This is a genomic window from Streptomyces arenae (assembly GCF_022343545.1).
Classification (GTDB): domain Bacteria; phylum Actinomycetota; class Actinomycetes; order Streptomycetales; family Streptomycetaceae; genus Streptomyces; species Streptomyces humi.
Window position 1 is genome coordinate 1 of record NZ_JAKQYH010000087.1, and the last position, 18,575, is coordinate 18,575.

At 70.4% G+C, this 18,575-nt stretch carries 22 protein-coding genes and 2 pseudogenes; 14 read left to right on the top strand and 10 right to left on the bottom strand.

Annotation, left to right across the window (positions count from 1 at the left end):
• A partial coding sequence (locus MB828_RS39290; protein ID WP_301652343.1) for an Hsp20/alpha crystallin family protein occupies positions 1-344 on the top strand: 344 nt, incomplete at its 5' end.
• Positions 345-553: 209 nt separating this feature from the next.
• Positions 554-991, top strand: a complete 438-nt coding sequence (locus tag MB828_RS39295) for a DUF2267 domain-containing protein (protein WP_301652344.1) — start codon at positions 554-556, stop codon at positions 989-991.
• A gap of 113 nt (positions 992-1,104) precedes the next feature.
• On the opposite strand, the gene MB828_RS39300 is transcribed toward MB828_RS39295, so the two are convergent.
• The 5 genes from MB828_RS39300 to MB828_RS39320 all read right to left on the bottom strand — a co-directional run bounded on the left by MB828_RS39300 (position 1,105) and on the right by MB828_RS39320 (position 4,899).
• Positions 1,105-1,725 (bottom strand): TetR/AcrR family transcriptional regulator, encoded by a 621-nt coding sequence (locus MB828_RS39300; protein WP_301652345.1) that lies wholly within the window; start codon positions 1,723-1,725, stop codon positions 1,105-1,107.
• Positions 1,726-1,814: 89 nt separating this feature from the next.
• Positions 1,815-2,147, bottom strand: a complete 333-nt coding sequence (locus MB828_RS39305; RefSeq protein WP_301652346.1) for a nuclear transport factor 2 family protein — start codon at positions 2,145-2,147, stop codon at positions 1,815-1,817.
• Positions 2,148-2,224: 77 nt separating this feature from the next.
• Positions 2,225-3,124, bottom strand: a complete 900-nt coding sequence (locus MB828_RS39310; RefSeq protein WP_301652347.1) for an SDR family oxidoreductase — start codon at positions 3,122-3,124, stop codon at positions 2,225-2,227.
• Between the two features lie 75 nt (positions 3,125-3,199).
• Positions 3,200-3,937, bottom strand: a complete 738-nt coding sequence (locus tag MB828_RS39315) for an SDR family oxidoreductase (RefSeq protein ID WP_301652348.1) — start codon at positions 3,935-3,937, stop codon at positions 3,200-3,202.
• 200 nt (positions 3,938-4,137) lie between these two features.
• On the bottom strand, positions 4,138-4,899 hold the full coding sequence (locus tag MB828_RS39320; RefSeq protein WP_301652349.1) for an SDR family oxidoreductase: 762 nt from the start codon (positions 4,897-4,899) through the stop codon (positions 4,138-4,140).
• A 101-nt stretch (positions 4,900-5,000) separates the two neighbouring features.
• On the opposite strand from MB828_RS39320, the gene MB828_RS39325 reads away from it, so the two are divergent.
• The 5 genes from MB828_RS39325 to MB828_RS39345 all read left to right on the top strand — a co-directional run bounded on the left by MB828_RS39325 (position 5,001) and on the right by MB828_RS39345 (position 9,709).
• Entirely contained in the window at positions 5,001-5,864 is an 864-nt protein-coding gene (locus tag MB828_RS39325; protein WP_301652350.1) for a helix-turn-helix transcriptional regulator, read from the top strand.
• A gap of 369 nt (positions 5,865-6,233) precedes the next feature.
• Positions 6,234-6,443, top strand: coding sequence for a hypothetical protein (locus MB828_RS39330; RefSeq protein ID WP_133028007.1), 210 nt, complete (start codon positions 6,234-6,236; stop codon positions 6,441-6,443).
• A gap of 269 nt (positions 6,444-6,712) precedes the next feature.
• Positions 6,713-7,099 carry a VOC family protein gene (locus tag MB828_RS39335; protein WP_301652351.1) on the top strand — a complete coding sequence of 129 codons (387 nt, stop codon included), beginning with the start codon at positions 6,713-6,715 and terminating at the stop codon, positions 7,097-7,099.
• Positions 7,100-7,312: 213 nt separating this feature from the next.
• Entirely contained in the window at positions 7,313-8,290 is a 978-nt protein-coding gene (locus tag MB828_RS39340) for a TIGR03564 family F420-dependent LLM class oxidoreductase (RefSeq protein ID WP_301652352.1), read from the top strand.
• A 528-nt stretch (positions 8,291-8,818) separates the two neighbouring features.
• Entirely contained in the window at positions 8,819-9,709 is an 891-nt protein-coding gene (locus tag MB828_RS39345) for a patatin-like phospholipase family protein (RefSeq protein ID WP_301652353.1), read from the top strand.
• A 197-nt stretch (positions 9,710-9,906) separates the two neighbouring features.
• Here MB828_RS39345 and MB828_RS39350 read toward each other — a convergent pair whose 3' ends face one another.
• Entirely contained in the window at positions 9,907-10,872 is a 966-nt protein-coding gene (locus MB828_RS39350) for a helix-turn-helix transcriptional regulator (RefSeq protein ID WP_301652354.1), read from the bottom strand.
• A 367-nt stretch (positions 10,873-11,239) separates the two neighbouring features.
• Between MB828_RS39350 and MB828_RS39355 the strand changes: the two genes are divergently transcribed.
• Entirely contained in the window at positions 11,240-11,740 is a 501-nt protein-coding gene (locus MB828_RS39355) for a cupin domain-containing protein (RefSeq protein WP_301652355.1), read from the top strand.
• Positions 11,741-11,814: 74 nt separating this feature from the next.
• On the opposite strand, the gene MB828_RS39360 is transcribed toward MB828_RS39355, so the two are convergent.
• Positions 11,815-12,606, bottom strand: a complete 792-nt coding sequence (locus tag MB828_RS39360) for an SDR family NAD(P)-dependent oxidoreductase (protein ID WP_301652356.1) — start codon at positions 12,604-12,606, stop codon at positions 11,815-11,817.
• A gap of 128 nt (positions 12,607-12,734) precedes the next feature.
• Here MB828_RS39360 and MB828_RS39365 point away from each other — a divergent pair, with 128 nt between their 5' ends.
• Both MB828_RS39365 and MB828_RS39370 read left to right on the top strand, forming a co-directional pair.
• The gene (locus MB828_RS39365; RefSeq protein ID WP_301652357.1) at positions 12,735-13,322 is read left to right on the top strand and encodes a TetR/AcrR family transcriptional regulator; all 588 of its coding nucleotides are present in this window, start codon (positions 12,735-12,737) and stop codon (positions 13,320-13,322) included.
• 186 nt (positions 13,323-13,508) lie between these two features.
• A complete protein-coding gene (locus MB828_RS39370) occupies positions 13,509-14,375 on the top strand; it encodes an LLM class flavin-dependent oxidoreductase (protein ID WP_301652358.1) in 867 nt (288 codons plus the stop codon).
• Positions 14,376-14,482: 107 nt separating this feature from the next.
• Here MB828_RS39370 and MB828_RS39375 read toward each other — a convergent pair whose 3' ends face one another.
• From MB828_RS39375 to MB828_RS39385, 3 genes are all read right to left on the bottom strand, one after another.
• Positions 14,483-15,100 (bottom strand): TetR/AcrR family transcriptional regulator, encoded by a 618-nt coding sequence (locus MB828_RS39375; protein ID WP_301652359.1) that lies wholly within the window; start codon positions 15,098-15,100, stop codon positions 14,483-14,485.
• 11 nt (positions 15,101-15,111) lie between these two features.
• Positions 15,112-15,333 carry a mobile element transfer protein gene (locus MB828_RS39380; RefSeq protein ID WP_301652360.1) on the bottom strand — a complete coding sequence of 74 codons (222 nt, stop codon included), beginning with the start codon at positions 15,331-15,333 and terminating at the stop codon, positions 15,112-15,114.
• A 265-nt stretch (positions 15,334-15,598) separates the two neighbouring features.
• Complete coding sequence (locus MB828_RS39385) at positions 15,599-15,748, bottom strand: hypothetical protein (RefSeq protein WP_430381496.1); 150 nt, start codon at positions 15,746-15,748, stop codon at positions 15,599-15,601.
• A gap of 166 nt (positions 15,749-15,914) precedes the next feature.
• Between MB828_RS39385 and MB828_RS39390 the strand changes: the two are divergent.
• The 4 genes and pseudogenes from MB828_RS39390 to MB828_RS39405 form a co-directional block, all read left to right on the top strand.
• Positions 15,915-17,195: pseudogene (locus tag MB828_RS39390) on the top strand (replication initiator).
• Positions 17,188-17,400 (top strand): excisionase family DNA-binding protein, encoded by a 213-nt coding sequence (locus MB828_RS39395; protein ID WP_301652361.1) that lies wholly within the window; start codon positions 17,188-17,190, stop codon positions 17,398-17,400. The pseudogene MB828_RS39390 and the gene MB828_RS39395 overlap by 8 nt, the downstream one beginning before the upstream one ends.
• A complete protein-coding gene (locus MB828_RS39400) occupies positions 17,400-17,852 on the top strand; it encodes a hypothetical protein (protein ID WP_301652362.1) in 453 nt (150 codons plus the stop codon). The genes MB828_RS39395 and MB828_RS39400 overlap by 1 nt, the downstream gene beginning before the upstream one ends.
• Positions 17,821-17,889 (top strand): annotated as a pseudogene (locus tag MB828_RS39405) (tyrosine-type recombinase/integrase); the annotation flags it as partial. The gene MB828_RS39400 and the pseudogene MB828_RS39405, both read left to right, overlap by 32 nt.
• Between the last annotated feature and the right edge of the window lie 686 nt (positions 17,890-18,575).

Sequence of the window (18,575 nt, forward strand, 5' to 3'; positions counted from 1 at the left end):
GGCCGATGGACGCCTACCGCGAGGGTGACCAGTACGTGGTGGCCTTCGACATCCCCGGCGTCACCGCGGACGCGATCGACATCGACGTCGAACGGAACATGCTGACCGTCAAGGCCGAGCGCAGGCCCGTGGCGAAGGCCGACGACGTGCAGATGGACCTGTCGGAACGGCCGCTGGGCGTCTTCTCCCGCCAGATCGTGCTGGCCGACACGCTGGACACCGAGCACATCGAGGCCGACTACGACGCGGGCGTGCTCACCCTGCGCATCCCGATCGCCGAACGCGCCAAGCCCCGCAAGATCGCCATCGGCGTCGGGTCCGACCGCAAGGAGATCTCCGGCTGAGCCGGACAGCCGCGGGCTGACGACGGCGGAGGACGGACCGCCGACCTCCGCGTGCCGCTCGCCCTGCTGGGCGCCCACCGGACCGCAACGGTGCGCGCCCAGCCCGGCGCGCCGCCCCACGGGCGCCTGCCGAGCGCGCCCGACCCCCCACCCACCGGTGACCGCACCCCGGCCGCCACGACCCCGGTGACAGAAAGGCAACCACCGCAGTGAAGTCCGACCGCAGCGCACCACTCCAGCGGCCCCATGGACGGGCGTACGAGCAGATGCTGGAAAAGGTCCGTTACGACGGCGCATACCCCACCCGTGAGAAGGCCGAGGAAGCCGTCCGCCTCGTCCTCGCCGGACTGGGACGCCAGTTGACCGGCGACGAACGAGTCGAACTGGCCGCCCGCCTCCCCTTCGAAGCCGCCCGCATCCTCACCGCCCAGGTCCCCGACCTCGAGCCGCTGACCGGCTGGTCCTTCGTCAAGGACCTCGCCGCCCGCACCGGCGCCTCCCTGGCCACCACCCGCTGGGACACCGGATCCGTCTTCTCCGCCGTCGCCGCCCACGCGGGTCCCGACCTGGTCACCCGCATCCTGAACCGGCTCCCGTCCGGCTACGCGCTGCTCTTCGGCCGCGCCGAACTCACCCAGGCCGCATAGCCGGACCCCGCTGAGATCGGCGGGCGTGGGCTGACCCCGCGCCCGCACCGACGCCGGGATCCCCACGGGGACGCGCTGCCGCCGCCATCGCGTTCACCGTGGTCACGACCGGTCTACTTCGGGCGGACTCCGTCCAGGAGGTTGTTCACGAGGGCGACGACGAAGTCGTCCGTCACTGGTTCGTCGGGGATGAGCAGCCGGTGGTAGACGGCGCCCCAGAGCTGATCGACGAGGACCTGCACGTCGATGCCGGTGCGGATCTGGCCGAGTTCCTGAGCCCCGTGGAGGCGCTCCGCCGCCAGCCGGCGCCGGTGCGAGGAGTACAGCTTCCGGTAGGCGACCGCCAGGTCCTCGTCGGTCTGTGACTCGCCGATCAGCTCGGTCAGTACGCGCCCGCCGGGGGTGTGGGTCATCACGTGGGCGAAGGCGCGAAGCTGGGTGAGCAGGTCGGCCTGGATGTCTCCGGTGTCGGGGAAGGCGAGCGTTTCCTCGACGGCGTGGAAGTAGCCGTCCAGGGCGAGCGCCCCTTTGGAGGGCCACCATTTGTAGAGGGTGGTCTTGCTGACGCCCGACGCCCTGGCGACGCGTTCGAAGGTGAGGTCGGCTATGCCCTCGGTGAGCAGCAGGTCGCCGGCGGTGCGCAGGACGTCCGCCCGGACCTCGTCCGCCGGCCTGCGACCGCGTCCGCGGCCGTTGCCTTCCTTGGCGGCGGGGCCGTTCGCCTTGTTCACCACGTGTGCTCCTGTTCGGTCGCCGGGGGTCATGTCAGTTTCCAGCGGAGCGCCGCCCGGGGTCGAGCCGGCGGCCGGTGCCGCGGCCGGCCTCACGGGGTGATCCGCAGGCTCGCGATCAGCCCGTCGCGCAGGCGGAAGACCATGGGGCCGGTGCCGTTGTGGCCGTTGCCGGTCACCGTCAGGGTCGCCACGTAGGTGTCGGGGGCCGGGCCGGGTGCGATCGCGTCCAGCTCGAAGTGTGCCTGGACGCCGATGTTGTCGGTCCGGTCCCAGGCTCGGACGCCGTCGCGGCCGTGGTGGACGCGGCCCCAGTCGTCGAGAACGGCGTCATGGGTGAACGCGGCGGCGAACGCCTCGGCGTCGCCACGGTTGGTCGCCTCGATGAACATCTGGATGGCGGCCGGGGTCTCGATGGTGGTCATGGTGATCGCCTCGGTGGTACGGGGAGCCGGTACGGGCGTGGGCCGCGGCCTTCCTCGCCCGTCCCGGCCCCGGGGTCTCAGAGCTGGACGGTGAGCAGGTCGGCCAGGTCGACGCGGGTGAGGAACTCACGGCGGACGCGGTCGGCGACCTCGGAGACCTCCTCGGATCCGTCGTCGGCGGGGTCGACGTGGACGCGGTAGGGGCGCTCTCCGGCGGGCAGGGCGACGATGCGGGCGATCTCGTCGGAGACCAGCGACGCGGACGCGTCCTCGGGGGCGAGAGCGGCGAGCTTGGCCGCCACCTGGTCCATCAGGCCGGCGTACCTGGTCTCGTACTCGGCCTCGACGGTGGTGTCGTCGGGGCGCCCGGAGTGGGCGAAGTGGTTGGTGCCGCTGGTGAACGAGCCGGGCACGACGATCGAGGTCTCCACGCCCCAGCGCGCGAGCTCGGCGGCGTAGGACACCGCGAGGGAGTCCATGCCGGCCTTGGCGGCGAAGTAGGGGGCGAGGTACGGCGGGGTGCCGCCTTTGACACTGGTGCTGGACACCCAGAGCACCAGTCCCTGCCCCCGCCTGCGCATGCCCGGCAGCGCGGCGCGGTTGACGCGCTGGGTGGACAGCACGTTCACGTTGTAGAGCTCGGCGAGCTGGTCGGGGGTGAACGCCTCGGCCGGCCCGGTCACCATGTGCCCGGCGTTGTGGATCAGCACGTCGATGTGGCCGTGCTCCGCCTCGATCCGCGCGACGGCGGTGTCGACCGAGCCCTGGGAGTTCACGTCGAGCTCGATGGAGCGCAGGTCGACGCCGTGCTCGTGGGCGTAGTCGGCGGCGGCCCGGACCTGGGGCGCGTTGCGGCCGGTGGTCTGGCGCATGCCGGCGTAGACGGTGTGACCGGCGTCGGCCAGCGCGCGGGCGGTCAGCGCCCCGAAACCGCTGGAGGCGCCGGTGATGACGACGATGGTGCCGGTGGTGGACATGGACGTGGTTCCTCTCGGCAGGGGGAGACGGGCGAGGGTGGGGCGGGGGAGTGTGGGGCGGCGGGTGCCACGAGCTCAGGCGAGGCCGCCGTTGGCGTAGAGGATCTGTCCGTTGACCCAGCGCGCGGGACCGGCGAGGAACGAGACGGCCTCGGCGATGTCCTCGGGCCTGCCCAGCCGCTCCAGCGGGGTCGCCTTGGCGAAGTTCGCGACGGTGGCCTCGTCCTTGCCGTCCAGGAACAGCGGTGTGGCGGTGGGGCCGGGGGCGACGGCGTTGACGGTGATGTCCCGGCCGCGCAGCTCCCGGGCCAGGATGAGGGTCAGGCCCTCGACTGCGGCCTTGCTGGCGACGTAGGCGCCGTAGGACGGCAGCTGCGTACGGACCACCGAGGTCGAGAAGTTGACGATCGCACCGCCCGGGCGGAGCCTCCGCGCCGCCTGCTGGGAGACGACGAAAGTGCCGCGGATGTTCGTGCGGTGCATCCGGTCCAGGTCGTCGAGGTCGAACGTCGCGATCGGGCCCAGGACCATGATGCCGGCGGTGTTCACGACCACGTCGACCCCGCCGAAGGCCGCCTCGACGGCGTCGAACGCCGCGCTCATCGCACTCTCGTCGGCGACATCGCCCCCCACCGCGACGGCCCTGCCGCCGGCCGCGGTGATCGCGGACACGGTCTCCTCGGCCCTGGCCTTGTTGCCGGCGTACTGCACGGCGACCGCGAGACCGTCCTGGGCGAGCCGCTCGGCCACGGCCCGGCCGATGCCGCCGGAGCCGCCGGTGACCAGCGCGACACGGTTGGTGGGTGCACTCATGGTGTGCTCCTTCCAAGGAACTACAAATGAACGACGCGTCCATATAAACACTTAATGAACGCGCCGTCCATATCGCCGGCCAAGATTCTTCCGCCCGCCCGAGGACGAACCCCTCGCCGGCAGTACGACGCCGACAGCCAGACGCCCGCCACGCGACCGCCGTCCAGGACGCCCAGCTGGGCCGTCGGACGTGCCTGGAGTCAGACGGGCTGGCCGATCGGACGGATCGTCACCGTGTTGAGGTCGACCCCTGCCGGCTGGTCGAGCGCGAAGCCGATCGCCTCGGCCACCGCATCCGGGCTCATCGCGATGGGGGGAGCCTGGCCGTGCCAGAAGGCGGTGTCGATCATGCCCGGGTTCACGACCGTGACTCCGACCCCGCGGGTCGTGGCGTGCAGGCGGAGGTTCTCGGCGAGGCCGACCACTGCCCACTTCGTGGCGGAGTAGAGGTTGCCCGGGCTGTTCTTGGTTCCGGCCACGCTGCCGAGGAGCACCAGCCGGCCACGGGACCGCTCGAGGTGGGGCAGGGCCGCCTTGGCCAGCAGAGCCGGACCGAGCACGTTGGCGAGCACCATCGGGGCCCACAGTTCCGGATCGCCGCCGTCGATGACGCCGGCACCGCCCGTCCGGAAGTGATCCTCGGACGCGCCGCCCGCGTTCGCGATCGCCGCGTCCAGCGACCCGAAGCGCTCCACCGTACTGGTGACCGCCGTGTTCGTGGCGTCCCAGTCGGAGGCGTCTGCCACCAGGCCCAGGACGCGGTGCGCGTGGCCGACCTCGTCGAGGAAGGCCCTGAGCCGGCCGGGGTCGCGCCCGGTGACGGCGACCCGGTGGCCACGTACGAGCAGGAGCCGAGCGGTCGCGGCCCCGATTCCGCTCGTGCCACCGGTGATCAGGACGGTCCTGCCGACGACCGGCGACGCGCCGGAGCCGGCGAGTGTGCCTGTGAGTGAAGTGTTCATGGAGGCCACTCTGTGGCGCGGCGCGGGCCCTCGACAGTTGCTCCCGAAGGTGGGGACGCCGTCCCCTGGCGCCGACGGCGCAGCCCAGGGAGGCTGTGCCCATGTCGAACACGAGGTACTCCGAACTCGGTGGCTTCCTGCGTTCGCGACGCGAACGGATCCGCCCCGAGCAGGTCGGGCTCGCGCCCGGCCCGCGGCGCCGCGTCCCCGGTCTGCGCCGCGACGAGGTCGCCGTCCTGGCCGGTGCCTCGGTGGAGTACTACACCGAGCTCGAGCGCGGTGCCGGCTCGCAGCCCTCCGACCAGATGCTCGCCGCGCTGGCCCGCGCCCTGCGCCTCAGCCGCGACGAACGCGACCATCTGTACCGGTTGGCGAACCGCCCGATCCCGCTCCAGGGCGGGACGGCGTCACACGTCCACCCCGCGATGCTCGACCTGCTGACCCGCATCGACGGGAGCCCGGCGATGGTGAGCACGGACCTGCACACCGTTCTGGTCCAGAACCCGCTCGCCGTCGCGATGCTCGGTGACCTGGCCACGCACCACGGCCGCGCGGCGAGCTTCATCTACCGATGGTTCACCGATCCGGCCTCGCGGGGGATCTACCCGCGGGAGGACCTCGCCCCGCAGTCACGCTCGTTCGTCGCCGACCTGCGCGCGGCAGTCGGGCGACGCGGCCCGGGCGACGCGGAGGCGACCCGGCTGGTGGACGAGCTGCTACAGCGGTCGCCGGAGTTCCAGGCGCTCTGGGCCGACCAGGACGTGGAGGTGCGCAGAGACGAACGCAAGCGGATCGTCCACCCCACCGTCGGCATGCTCGACCTCAACTGCCTCAGCCTCTTCAGCGAGGACGGCCGCCAGCGGCTGCTCTGGTTCACCCCACGCGCCGGCACCGACACCGCGGAGAAACTGGCGCTGCTGACCGTCGTGGGAACACAGGCGATGCAACCCGAACCATCCCGATGAATCCCCGACTGGATCTCCACAGCGAAGGCGCAACTGCGGCACAGGTGAGTTTGGTTGGTGCGGAGTTGTCCGGGTCGAAGCAGACGTGACAGCAGCTGCCGGTTTCAATGGGCAGCCCTGTATGTAGAGAGACTGCCCCCAATCCGTGTGCACGCGTGGACGGATGAGTGGCCGATCTTTTCAACTGCCCTTCTGGGAGCAACGACCCGCTGGATGCCGGGCATGCTCCATGATTTGATCCTTCGCGCCGCAGGGATCGCGCCAAGGTGTCCGGAAAGGGACGGCGCGGACTGCGGTCGCGGCCGACCATCTGTCCCCAGTCCGGCCGCTCCCCCCTTGTGGAACATCCATACGAAGGGCAGTTTCAGCATGAACTCCGCTCCCCAGGTTCAGACCCTCGAGATCTCCGACGCCGAACTCGACACCGTCTCCGGTGGCCTGAGCCCGCAGGCCGGCATCACCGCCGGCCCCACGGCGATCAGCAGCTCGAACCTCGTGTCCCAGATCGGCGCGGTCAAGGACGAGGTCCTGGACACCGTCGGCCAGTACCACCAGGTGGGACTGACCGTCTCCTTCTGATCGCCCGATCGCGAGACTCCCGCGCCGGCTGATCACCAGCCACAGCAACCAAGCCCCCTACCGTGGGTCCCCCTCCGGTAGGGGGCTTGGTCGTCTTCGATCACTGCCGAGCGACCTGAAGCGTCCTGGCGGCTTCGGTACGGCGACATGATCTGGAAGGGCGGGGCAGAGGCCCTTGAGAGCGGACGGGCAGAGGCACTGGTCACATCCCGAAACCTCTCCCATGACCAGGACAGAACCTGTCCTGGACCCGGCCTAGCGTCTCTCCCATGAGCACCGAAACCACATCCGCGCCCGCCATCCGCTACACGTCCGTCACGTTCGACTGCCCGGACCCCGCCGAGCTGGCACGTTTCTACGGCGAGGCTCTCGGCCTCCCCGTGCGCTTCTCCAGTGACGACTTCATCCTGCTGGGCAAGGAGGGTTCGACCGCACTGAGCTTCAACCGGTTGGCCGGCTACCAGCGCCCCACCTGGCCGAACCCCGCCCGCGAGAAGCAGGCCCACCTCGAACTGGGCGTCGACGACCTGGACGCCGCCCAGGCCCGACTGCTCGCCCTCGGTGCTGTCGAGGCCCCGGCCCAGCCTCAGCCCGAGCTGTGGAGGGTCCTGCTGGACCCGGCCGGCCACCCGTTCTGCATCACCACCTTGGGCTGAGCAGTCCGCTTGTTCGCGGGCGCAGGCCACCGGCGGCGGATCCACACGGCTCCGCCACCCTCTTCGGCCGGCCTGGCCGTTTGATCACGGAACTGGAGACTGCGTGGCTACCCACAGCGGTGCGACGACCGGGGCGCCGACAACCCCCGAGCCGACTTCGCGGCACATCTCCCACCAGCGGGAGACGGCCGCTCCCGGGAACGAGGCAGCAACATGAGCATCGGCGTGGTCCTGGCCGCCAACAAGAACGACACCGACACCGACACCGGCACAACCGCAGCCCCGGGCTTCGGCAACTATGTCGACGCAGTCACCCGTCAGGCGCGCGAGGCGGCGGAGGCCGGTCTGCGCTCGGTGTGGTTCGGCCAGCCGTACGGCTACGACGCGGCCGCCCTCGCCGGGATCGTGGGTCGTGAGGTCCCGGGGGTCGAGGTGGGCACCGCGGCTGTCCCGGTCTTCGGCCGCCACCCGCTTCTGCTGGCGGGCCAGGCGCAGACGGCCCAGGCCGCCACCCACGGCCGCTTCCACCTCGGGCTGGCACTGGGCAGCAAGGTGTTCACCGAAACGGCCTTCGGTCTCCCCTACGAGCGGCCGATCGCCCGGCTGCGCGAGTTCCTGACCGCACTGCGGACCCTGCTGGAGACCGGCGGCGCCGACTTCCACGGCGAACTGCTGACCACCGCGCCGACGCTGCCCGTCGGCCTGCCCGGATCCGATCCGCGGGTGCCGCTCCTGGTCGCCGCGATGGGGCCGCAGGCGCTGCGGGTCAGCGGGGAACTGGCCGACGGCATCCTGCCCTACCTCGCCGGTCCCAGAACCCTCGGCGAGCACATCGTCCCGGCCGTGACCTCGGCCGCGGCCGGGGCCGGCCGTCCCGCGCCCCGCATCGTGGCCTTCGTGGCCGGCGCGCTGGCGTCGGACCCGGAGTCGGCACGGGCAGCCGCCGCCCGGCAGATGGCCTTCTACGACCAGGTTCCGTCCTACCAGCGGGTGCTCGCTCAGGAAGGCGTGGAACGGGCCGCCGATCTGGCGGTCATCGGCGACGAGAACACCCTGACCGCGGCGGTGCGCGGCTACTTCGACGCCGGTGCCACCGACGTGGTGTTCACCCGGACCGACCTCGCGGGCGAGGCGGACCGCGAGCGCACCGTGCGTTTCCTGGGCAGCCTCCGCCGGGAGCCGGTCGGCTGAGCTGCACCCAGGTGGAGCCGGCCCTGACCGTCTTCGAGATCGTCAGGTGCAGCCCGCTGCACCTGACGATCACCCGCGGCCGGCGGCCGAGCTCGTCGCGCGCGGCTTTCCCTCGCCCGGGACACGGAGCCGCCTGGGGACACGGAGCGCCGGGTCTCGGCTGTCGTACCGACGATCGCGGACGGTGGGCGGCTCGCTCGCCGCCGGTCTCGGTTCCCTTCGCACGATGCGTGTGCACGGGGACGTGCTCAGGGGCCCTGCCGGCCGTCGTTTGACAGCTCCGGGCAGGCGGGCTACGTTTCAGACTGATCGGTCTGGAGTTGATGCTGCAAGCAGACCGACCTTGCGACCTGCCGAAACCGCACAGGCAGGAGCTCCCGACGGCAACGCCGTCGCCCGGTGACCAGGGCGATGCGGAGCGAATCCTCCTGGCCGCGGATGCAGGCCGCCGAGCCTCTGGCGAATCCGGAGGACCTCACCCCCCTCACGGCCCCATGGGCCACTTGTATCGCGGAACTGGAGAACGTCATGAGTACACGCAACGGTGAACCGACGCGCGCGGTGGTCCTGGGAGGCGGTGGCCTGGTGGGCATCGCCTGGCAGAGCGGCCTCCTGACGGGCCTGCGCGAGGCCGGACTCGACCTGGCCGACGCCGACGTGATCCTCGGTACGTCGGCGGGGTCGATGGTCGGGGCGCTGGCCGCCTCCCGCACCGACTTCGCGGCCGGCCAGGCCAGGATGGCCGCCGTGGCCGAACTCGTGGGCCCTGAGCGGCTGGCCGCGGGCTTCAAGAACTTCATGACCGCGGTGTGGCAGGTCGATCTGCTGAACGACCCCGAGAAGGGGCTGCGCGAGGTCGCCAGGGCCGCCGAAGGCTCGGACACGATCGACGAGCAGGCCTACCTGGGCGTGTACGAGGCGTTCGCCGGTCTGCCCTGGCCCAAGGCGTACCACTGCACCGCGGTCGACGCCGAGACCGGGGAACTGGTGGTGTGGGGACCGGAGTCCGGTGTGCCGCTGCAGAACGCGGTCGCCTCCAGCTGCGCCGTCCCGATGATCTACCCGACCGTCACCCTCAAGGGACGCCGCTACATCGACGGCGGGCTCGCCAACCACCTCAACCCGGCCGCGGCACCGGAGACCGACCGTATGATCGCCATCTCCTCCGTCCCCCTGGGCGTCGAAGTGCCGGGCATGCCCCCGGCGATGGGCAAGAACGCCGACCGCGAACTCGCCGCCGTCGGCAAGACCAGGTGGCTCGCCACGGTCGAGCCGATGGGCCGCAAGGAGGAGGGCCGGATGGTCAACGCGATGGACCCCCAAGCCGCGCCCGAGGCCTACGACCTCGGCCTGCGCCAGGCCGAAGTGGAACTCGAGCGCCTCACTGCCGTCTGGACGGGGCAGCGCCCGTCGGCGTGACACGTTCTTGGTCCTGCGCTGACGGCCGAACCGACTGCGGACCGTGTCAGCGACGACCGCGGCCGTTCACCCGGGCGGAGCCCTTCGGTGAACGGCCGCGGTAACGGCCGGGTGGACGAAGAACCTCACGCGGCCGAGTCCGGACTGGTCATCGGCGGCCACGACGCCTGCCGACTGCTGGAAGGCTGCCGGAAGGCCTACGAGGGCATACGGCCTCCGTTGCCCTCGAACACTTCTCGGGTGCGGTGCAGCAGGGCCTGCCGTACGCCGTCCGGGGACAGTACCCGCAGCGGGGTGCCCAGGCTGAGCAGGTACTTGGCGAGCTTGTCGGCGTCGGGGCCGCCGATCTCGACGATGGTGTCCTCGGGGCCGTCCGGGTGGTGGGTGCCGACCGTGGGCGGGATCAGCCGCAGCGCCTGGTCCAGGGGCAGCGGGAGGCGGACCGTCGTATAGAGCGGGTACGTGCCGGCGGCGATGCCTCGCGAGACGAGGTGCGCCGGGTCGGGCGGGTCGACGAGTTCCACCACCTGCCCCGTCGGCTGTACTTGCGCCACCCGGTCGGCCCGGAAGGTCCGCCACTCGTCCCGCGCCACGTCCCGGGCGACGAAGTACCAGCGGCGCCCGGCGCGCACGAGCCGGTACGGGTCGACGTCCCGGACGGTGGCGTTTCCTTCCCGGTCCCGGTACGACAGGCGGGTGCGCTCGCTCCGGTGGCACAAGGTGGCCAGTTCCAGCAGTACGCCCGGCTCGATCTGCCGTTCGTCGTGCCTGGGGGTGTGCACGAGCGCGGCGTCCAGTTCGCCGATCCGGTTCGCGACGCGCGTGGGCAGTCCCTGGCGCAGTTTCAGCAGCGCGGACAGCGAGGCCTCGTCGCTGCCGAGGATGCCGCTGAGCGCGGCCTCGCGCAGGGCGACGGCCACGGCGAGTGCCTCCTCGTCGTCGAGGATCAGCGGCGGCACCCGGGTGCCGCCGCCCAGCCGGTAGCCGCCCCACGGTCCGGGCTCGGACTCGACGCCGTAGCCCAGCTCCCGCAGCCTCGCGATGTCCCGGCGGACGGTGCGCTCGGCGACCTCCATCCGTGCGGCCAGCTCGCGACTGGTCCACGACGGCCGTGCGGACAGCAGCGAGACCAGCCGCAGCAGACGGGCAGAGGTACTGATCACCCTCCGAAGTCCCTCCTGCGCCGGCACAGAGCCCGCACGTCGTGCGTGGCTCCGTAGCAACCACGGCAATCCACTGATGGCCCCGACCCCGTCGTGTCATCCACGCAAGCGACGAGCGGCAGGCACCCGCACCACCCCAAAGCCGTCGATCAGCAGACCGGTCGAGGGCCGGCTCCGGAAGTCCAGAGCACGCTTGCCGGGCGTATACCCGCATGAACCATATCAGACCGATTGGTCCGAGGGGGTGATTGACATGACGTGCCTCACGCGACTACCTTCCGGACCGTTCAGTCCATGGACCGATCGGTCTGACGTGAGTCCCTTGGACCGCCCGGCAGTTGGATAGCTATGAGGAAAGGTGTCTCCCTTGTCGACGACGAACTCGAGCGAGCCCGGGAACGGCGCGGTCCACGTGCCCGCGTCCGGCGGCGTGGTGAAGTGGGTCTCCGGTGACGAGTACAGCATCAAACTCACCGGCGAGCAGTCGAACGGGTCGCTGGGCTTCGTCGTCGCGACCGTGCCTCCGGGAAACGGGCCGGTCGCCCACATACACCTGGAGAACGACGAGTCGTTCTTCCTTCTCGACGGTGAACTGGAGTTTCTGAGCGGCGAAAAGACCTTCACGGCGTCGACCGGTGACTTCGTCTTCGTGCCGCGCGGTGTCCGGCACCGTTTCAGGAACCTGACCACCACGGACGTCAAGATGGCTTTCCTGAACACTCCCGGTGGCCCGGAGGAGTTCTTCCTCAGGTACGGCGACGAGCCCCTGCCCGGCCACGCCCCGGAGCTGTGGACCGCCGACCGCTTCACTCCGGAAATGCTGGAGTTCTCGGAAAAGGTGATCAAGACCGTGGTCGTACCCGAGTAACACGCAGGGCGCGCGCTGTCGCTGTCCCGACTGATCACAGGGCCATGCCAATCCCGCCGGGCCTGTCGGAGCCGTCAGAGCGTCTTGAGGACTCCGCCGTCGACCACGAGGTCCTGGCCCGTGATGTTGTTGGGAGACGCGGCGAACACGATCAGCCGTGCGACCTCCTCCGGGGTCGACACGCGCCCGGTGGAGGCTCCCAGGGACGCCAGCGACTCGGCCTGCAACGCCTCCACAGTGGTGCCCTGGGCTTTGGCGAGCGTGCCCATGAAACCGTCCGGGTCGGTCCACACGCCCGTGCTGACCGGACCGGGGGAGACGGTGACGGCCCGTACGCCCTGACCGCCGAACTGGGCGGCGACCGCCTTGGTGAGGGCGTTCAGGGCACCCTTGGCCGCGGCGTAGTTGACCGGGCCGGCGGACAGATCCCGGGCGGCGATCGAAGAGACGTTGACGACCACACCACGGCGGTCGCTCAGCGTGGGCAGCGCGGCCTTGATGGCCCGCAACGCGCTGTAAAAGTGCAGGTTGAACGAGTGCTCCCACTGCGCCTCCGAGAGCTCGGCCAGAGTCAGCATCGCGTCGTTGGCCAGGTCCCGGGAGTCACCGACGCCCACGTTGTTGACCAGGATGTCGATGCCTCCCAGTTCCTGGACGGCCGCGTTGATCAGGTGCGCGGGACCGTCCGGTGTGGACAGGTCCGCCGTGACGGCCACCGCGCCCGTCTCCTTGAGCTCCGGTGTGACGGTGCGCGAGCCGCTGACCACGCGCACACCCTCGGCGAGCAAGAGGCGGACCACCTCCAGACCTATGCCCTTGCTTCCCCCGGTGACGACGGCGGTCTTGCCGGCGAGCTGCATGTCCATGGGATCTCCTTGGCGGTATCAGTTTCAGACCGATCAGTCCACAGACCGATCGGTCTGAAAAGTAGGCGCGTAGATCCGGGCTTGTCAACCGACGATTCGGACCGTTCGGTCTGGTAGGGTCTGTGGGCATGTCGCCTCGCAAACGTGATCCGGAGGTCCGGGAACGGATCCTCGACACCGCCTCCCGCCTGTTCGACGCGCACGGCATCCGCGCGGTCGGGATGCAGCAGATCACCGACGGCCTGGGCTGCGGAAAAGCCATGCTGTACCGCGAGTTCCCCACGAAGGCCGACCTGGTCGCGGCCTACCTGGAGCGGTACATCAGCGCGTGGGACCGCACCCTGGAGCAGGTGGCCGAGCAACGGCCCGACGATCCCGTCGGCCAGCTGGTCACGATCATCGGTCTGACCGTCGACATGGGTAGGGTGCCGGGCTTCCGCGGCTGCCCGGTCCGCAACACCCACGCCGAGTTCCCGGCCGAGGACCATCCCGCACACAGGATCTCCGTTGCCTACTACGACCGGGTACGCGCCGGGCTGCTGGACCTGGCCAGGCAGGCGGGCGCCCCGGACCCGGACTCGCTGGCCGACCGGCTGATGCTGATCCTCGACGGACTGAACGTCAGCGGCGCCGTGCGCGGCGGTGAGGGTGCGGCGCCCGCGGGCGTGGCGTTCGCCGAGGAAGTGATCCGGCACGCACTGGTTCCCCGCTCCTGAACGTTCCTCCCGGCCGGCACCGGTGGCTCAGGCGACATGAAGCCGAAGGTCCCGGCTGAGGACGAGGGCCGCAGCGGACGCCATGCCGCAGCACGCGGCGACGTCCGGCCATGGGGTCCTCGGGTGTGCAGTTCCCCGTACGAGCCGCGCCGCGATCAGCGGGGCGTAGACGAATTGAGGACGACCATGACTGATATCGACATCGGGGTGATGCTCCCGGCCTCACCGGCCCCAGGGGAAGCGCCCGGGAAGCTGGTCGCGGCGGCTCGGTGCGCCGAGGAGCTCGGGTTCGAGTCCGTGTGGACGGGCGACCAGCTCATCGTCGGGAGCGGCCTGCCGTTGCTGGACAGTCTGACCTCGCTGACAGCCGCGGCCGCTGTGACCGAGCGGGTGAGGCTCGGCGTGGGCGTACTCATCCTTCCGCTGCGGCAACCCGTCTGGGTGGCGAAGCAGGTCGCTTCGATTCAGCACATCTCCGGTGACCGGATGCTGCTGGGGGTCGGGGCCGGAAACGACTACCACCACCAGTCGTGGGCCGCCGCGGGCGTGTCCCAGCGAGACCGTGGCCGGCTGACCGACGAGTCGCTGCGCCTGTTGCCCGACCTCATCGCCGGCAACCCCGTTCGTCTGGGGGCGGAGGCGACGCCGATCCAGCTCAGCCCGCCCGCCACCGTGCCGCCTGTCATCGTCGGCGGGATGTCGGATGCCGCGCTGCGGCGGGCCGCCTCCGTCGGTGACGGGTGGTACACGCTCGACCCGCCCGACCGGCTCCCCGGTGCGAGGGCACGGCTGGAAGAGCTGGCCGCGGTGAACGGGCGCCCGGTGCCGGCCATCACCACGATGGCCAGAGTGGCCATCCAGGGCGACCTCTCGCTCCCCGGCATTCCGGCCGATGAGGCCGACGCCACCGTGGTCACAGGCGAGCCCGCCCTGATCGCGGAGCACCTGTCCGACATCGCTGCCCGAGGTGCCCAGCGGGTGGTGGTGATGTTCACCGCCGGTGACTGGTTCCGCCAGGCCGAACTGCTCGCCGAAGCAAGCCGACTGCGGTAGCCATCGCCCGGGTTCCTGCTCGCAGGCCGACGCTTGCATGCGCCGCGTCACTTGCACCCGGGCGATCACGTTGCTGTCGCCGTTCAGGGACGCTCCGGCGCGGTGCGCTACTGAGCCGCCAGCACCTGAGGTTGCACCATTGCCTTGACAGGCAGGGCCTGTCGGATCACTTCTTCGGCGAACGCCACGCCTGCGGGCGCCGCGCCCTCGCGGCCACGGGCGGCGCCGCTGACGCTCAGCCCGTCGATGATCAGCATCAGCCGGTCCGCCAGCCCGCGCGGGTCGGCGGCGCCTGCTTGTCTGGCCAGGTCGATCAGGCCGCCGTGGATCTGGTCGTAGTAGGCGACGGACAGGGCGTGCGCCGGGTGGTGCTCGTCCGGGAACTCGGCGTGGGTGTTGTGGACCGGGCAGCCGCGGTACCCCGGGGTCATGACCTGTTCGGCGGTCCAGCTGACAATCATGATCAACTGACCGGCGGGGTCGTCGGGCCGCTGCTCGGCGGCAAGCTCCCGGACCCGGGCGAAGGTGCGCGTGTACCGCTCCAGATAGGCCACGACCAGGTCGTCCTTGGTGGCGAACTCGCGGTACAGCATGGCTTTGCCGCAACCGACCTCGTCGATGATCTGCTGCATCCCCACCGCGTGCACGCCATACCCGTCGAACAGCCGGGACACCACGTCGAGGATCCGTTCCCGGATTTCCGGGTCGCGTTTACGGGGAGACATACGCCCGTATGTTACCAGACCGTCCAGTCCACTTGCGGTGACAGAGCACAGACAACGCCTGGAACGGCGTTGAACAGTTCGGCGGCGGCTCGGCTGTCGTAGTCGGCGGAGAGGCCGCAGCGCGGGGCGGTGCAGGCGGCGGTGTGCTTCTCGCGGCCCCGGTCGTCGTAGGCGGTGGGGACCTGGACGCGGCCGATGCGGGTGACGTTGCGGAAGCGGCGGTTGGCGGTCACGGTGGTCTCCTTTTCGTTGATCGCTCGTCCGAGGCGGGCGTGGGTGTGTAGACAGGTGGCATGACACAAGGGGCGCGGCGGCTGGCCGCCTTCGGTTCGGCCGCGTTGGTACTTGGGCTCGCGTGTGTTGGGGGAAGGTGGTGGGTGGGCGAGTCCTGGGGCACCGTGATCACCATGTGCTGCCTTGAGGTGCTGATCATTTCGGCCGTTGTCGGAACGCGGCGAGTGCTGCGGAAGCGGTAAAGCCTTCGGACAGGGCACGCCTTCAGAGCTGGGCGGCGATGACTTGGGCCATGGGGACCGGGACGCCGAGGCGGGCGCGGGGGGTCGGGGTGTCGATCGGCGCGCCGGTACGGGCGTGATGTTCGGCGGCGATCTTGCGGGCATGGGTGACCAGGGCGGACGGGACAGGCACGGTTGGGTGTTGGGGCGGGTGCCTCGATAGCGGGTTGGGCAGGCGGTTCGGGTGTGGTTTCGGGCCATCATTCCTGACCGAGCCCAGTCAGAAGGAGACCGCCATCTTCACCCGCACCACCTCGCCCCCGCTCCCGGAACTCGCAAGGCCAGCTGAACACGGCACCTTGCCCGGTATCCTCCGGCAGCTCTCCGGGCTCGGCGGCTGCACCAACCCGATCCGCCTCGACGGCCACCGCACCGAGTACGACATCGACACCACGACCGGCGAGATCGGCCGCGTCCTCCACCACCTCGACTCGACCGCCCTCCCGGCCGGCCCCTCCTCGTCCGCTGCAACAACCGCCGCACCACTCGCTGCCCAGCCTGCGCAGAGGTCTACCGCCGCGACACCTTCCATCTGATCACCGCCGGTCTGCGCGGCGGCAAGGGCCCCGGAACGCGTCGCCGCCCACCCTCGCGTCTTCGCCACCTTCACCGCTCCCGGCTTCGGCCTAGTCCACAACCGCCGCACCGATGGCCGCCCCTGCCGCTGCGGCACCCACCACGACCCAGACGACGACGCCCTTGGCACCCCACTCGACCCGGACACCTACGACTACGAGGCAGCCGTGCTCTGGAACGCACACGCAGGTGCGCTCTGGCGGCGCTTCTCGACCTACCTCCGCCGGGAGGTCGCCAAGCGCGCGGGCCTCTCGCAGCGACGCCTCCGCGAGCACGCCCGCGTGTCCTTCGCCAAGGTCGCCGAGTACCAGAAGCGCGGAGCCGTCCACTTCCACGCCGTGATCCGCCTCGACGGCCCCGGCGGCGGCGACACTCCGCCCCCGGCCTGGGCGACCGCCGAACTGCTCACGGACGCCATCGAGGCCGCCGCTGCCAAGGTCCGCGTCGACGGCCCCGTCATCGACGGCCGTACGCACACCTTCGCCTTCGGCCGACAGCTCGACGTTCGCACCATCCGCTCGGCCGACTTCGACGGCGGCCAGGAGCTGACCGAGCGGGCCGTCGCCGCCTACATCGCCAAGTACGCCACCAAGGGCGCCGAGACCGCCACGGGAGCTCTCGACCGCCGGCTGAAGTTCGCCGCCGAACTCGCTCAGCTCGACATCAGCGAGCACGCCCGCCGCCTCATCCGAACGGCCTGGACTCTCGGCGCCCGCAAGGACCTCGAACACCTCCGCCTGCGCGCCTGGGCCCACATGCTTGGCTTCCGCGGCCACTTCTCCACCAAGTCCCGCCGCTACTCCACCACCCTGGGCGCCCTTCGCGATGCCCGCGCCGAATGGTGCCGAGTCCAAGCGGCAGCAGCCAACGGCTCGGAGACCGAGACGACTTACGTCCTCGCGCACTGGGTCTTCGCCGGCACCGGCCTGTCCGACGCCGAAGCCTGGCTGGCCGCGTCCCTCGAACCCGCACCCGGAACGGAAGGAGAACCCACCCATGGCTGACCGCTACCTGACCGTGGTGCAGGTGGCCGAACTCCTCGGAACCACGGAACGCTTCCCGCGCCGCCTGATCGCCGAGCGGCGCATAGTGTTCGTCAAAGTCGGACGACACGTCCACATCCCCCAAAACACGTTGAACGCCTTCATCGACGCCAACACGGTGCAGCCGATCGGCCACCGGCGCAGCTCCCTGCGGAGGGCTGCCTGATGGCCAACAAAAAGGGCGGACGTAGGGAGTTCGGTTCGGTCAGGCAGCTTCCGTCCGGCCGTTGGCAGGTCCGCTACCGGGACCCGGAGACGGGGCAACTGCGTCCGGCTGAGAAGACGTACGCGACCAAGACCGATGCTCAGGTCGCCCTGACGCACATCGAGTCGGACATCACGCGCGGGCAGTGGTCGGATTCCGAAGCCGGATCGGTGAATTTCGCTGAGTACGCCATCGCATGGCTACGGGACCGCAAGCTCGCCGACCGCACCCGTGAGCGGAACGAGTCGGTGATGCGGCTGCACATCCAGCCCACCTTCGGCGCCGGAACGGTGGCCGACGTGATGACTGCCCGCCTGGGGAGCGGGCGCGGCAAGCTGCTGGTGGGTGAAGGCGCGGAAGGCTGCGGGCGTCACGGCCGAGCTGCACTTCCACGATCTTCGGCACACGGGTAACACGCTGGCCTCGACGGCCGGGGCCAGCACGCGGGAGCTGATGACCCGCATGGGGCACAGCAGCTCGCGGGCAGCGCTGATCTACCAGCACATGACCAGCGACCGTGACCGGGCCATCGCCGACGGCTCGGCACCATGATCCGGGGCGGTGGGGGAGCGGCCTCTGGCTCTTCCGATAAGGACCCCGTAGGCCCGTAGTGGCACGCGTGTGGCACGACCCCTGAAACGCCGAAGGGTGGGAGGAAAACCTCCTGAGCTGGCCCCTTGTTCTGTGCCCCCGGCAGGATTCGAACCTGCGACACCCGCTTTAGGAGAGATCCTATAGCGTGCCCTGTCTGTGACGACCTTTCCCTGGGTTCTCCGTTCCTTCTGGTCAGCGAGGTGCGGCCTTCTGTCCTTGCGTGATCGTTCCCTGCCTTTACTCGGCCTTCCGTTCCCATGACGTTCCCATGAGGGCCCTGTGGGGCCGTGGAAAGGGAAGCGGGAGGGGGAGACAGCCGAGCTCAGCCGCGGCCGTCGAAGCCCTGAGTACCGCACAAGCCTTGGGGCGACAGAGGTTCCACATAGCGGGGTGCCGGGGTCTCCGACTGTCTGCACGGTCACGCCGCCTGTGGGCCCTGAGGCTGAGCGGCTCGAGCTGATCTGCAGGCCGGGGGGCTTGGGCGAATCTCGGACCGGCTGACGAGTCGCACTCGTGTGACGGTGAGGCAGCCGAGCCTCAGC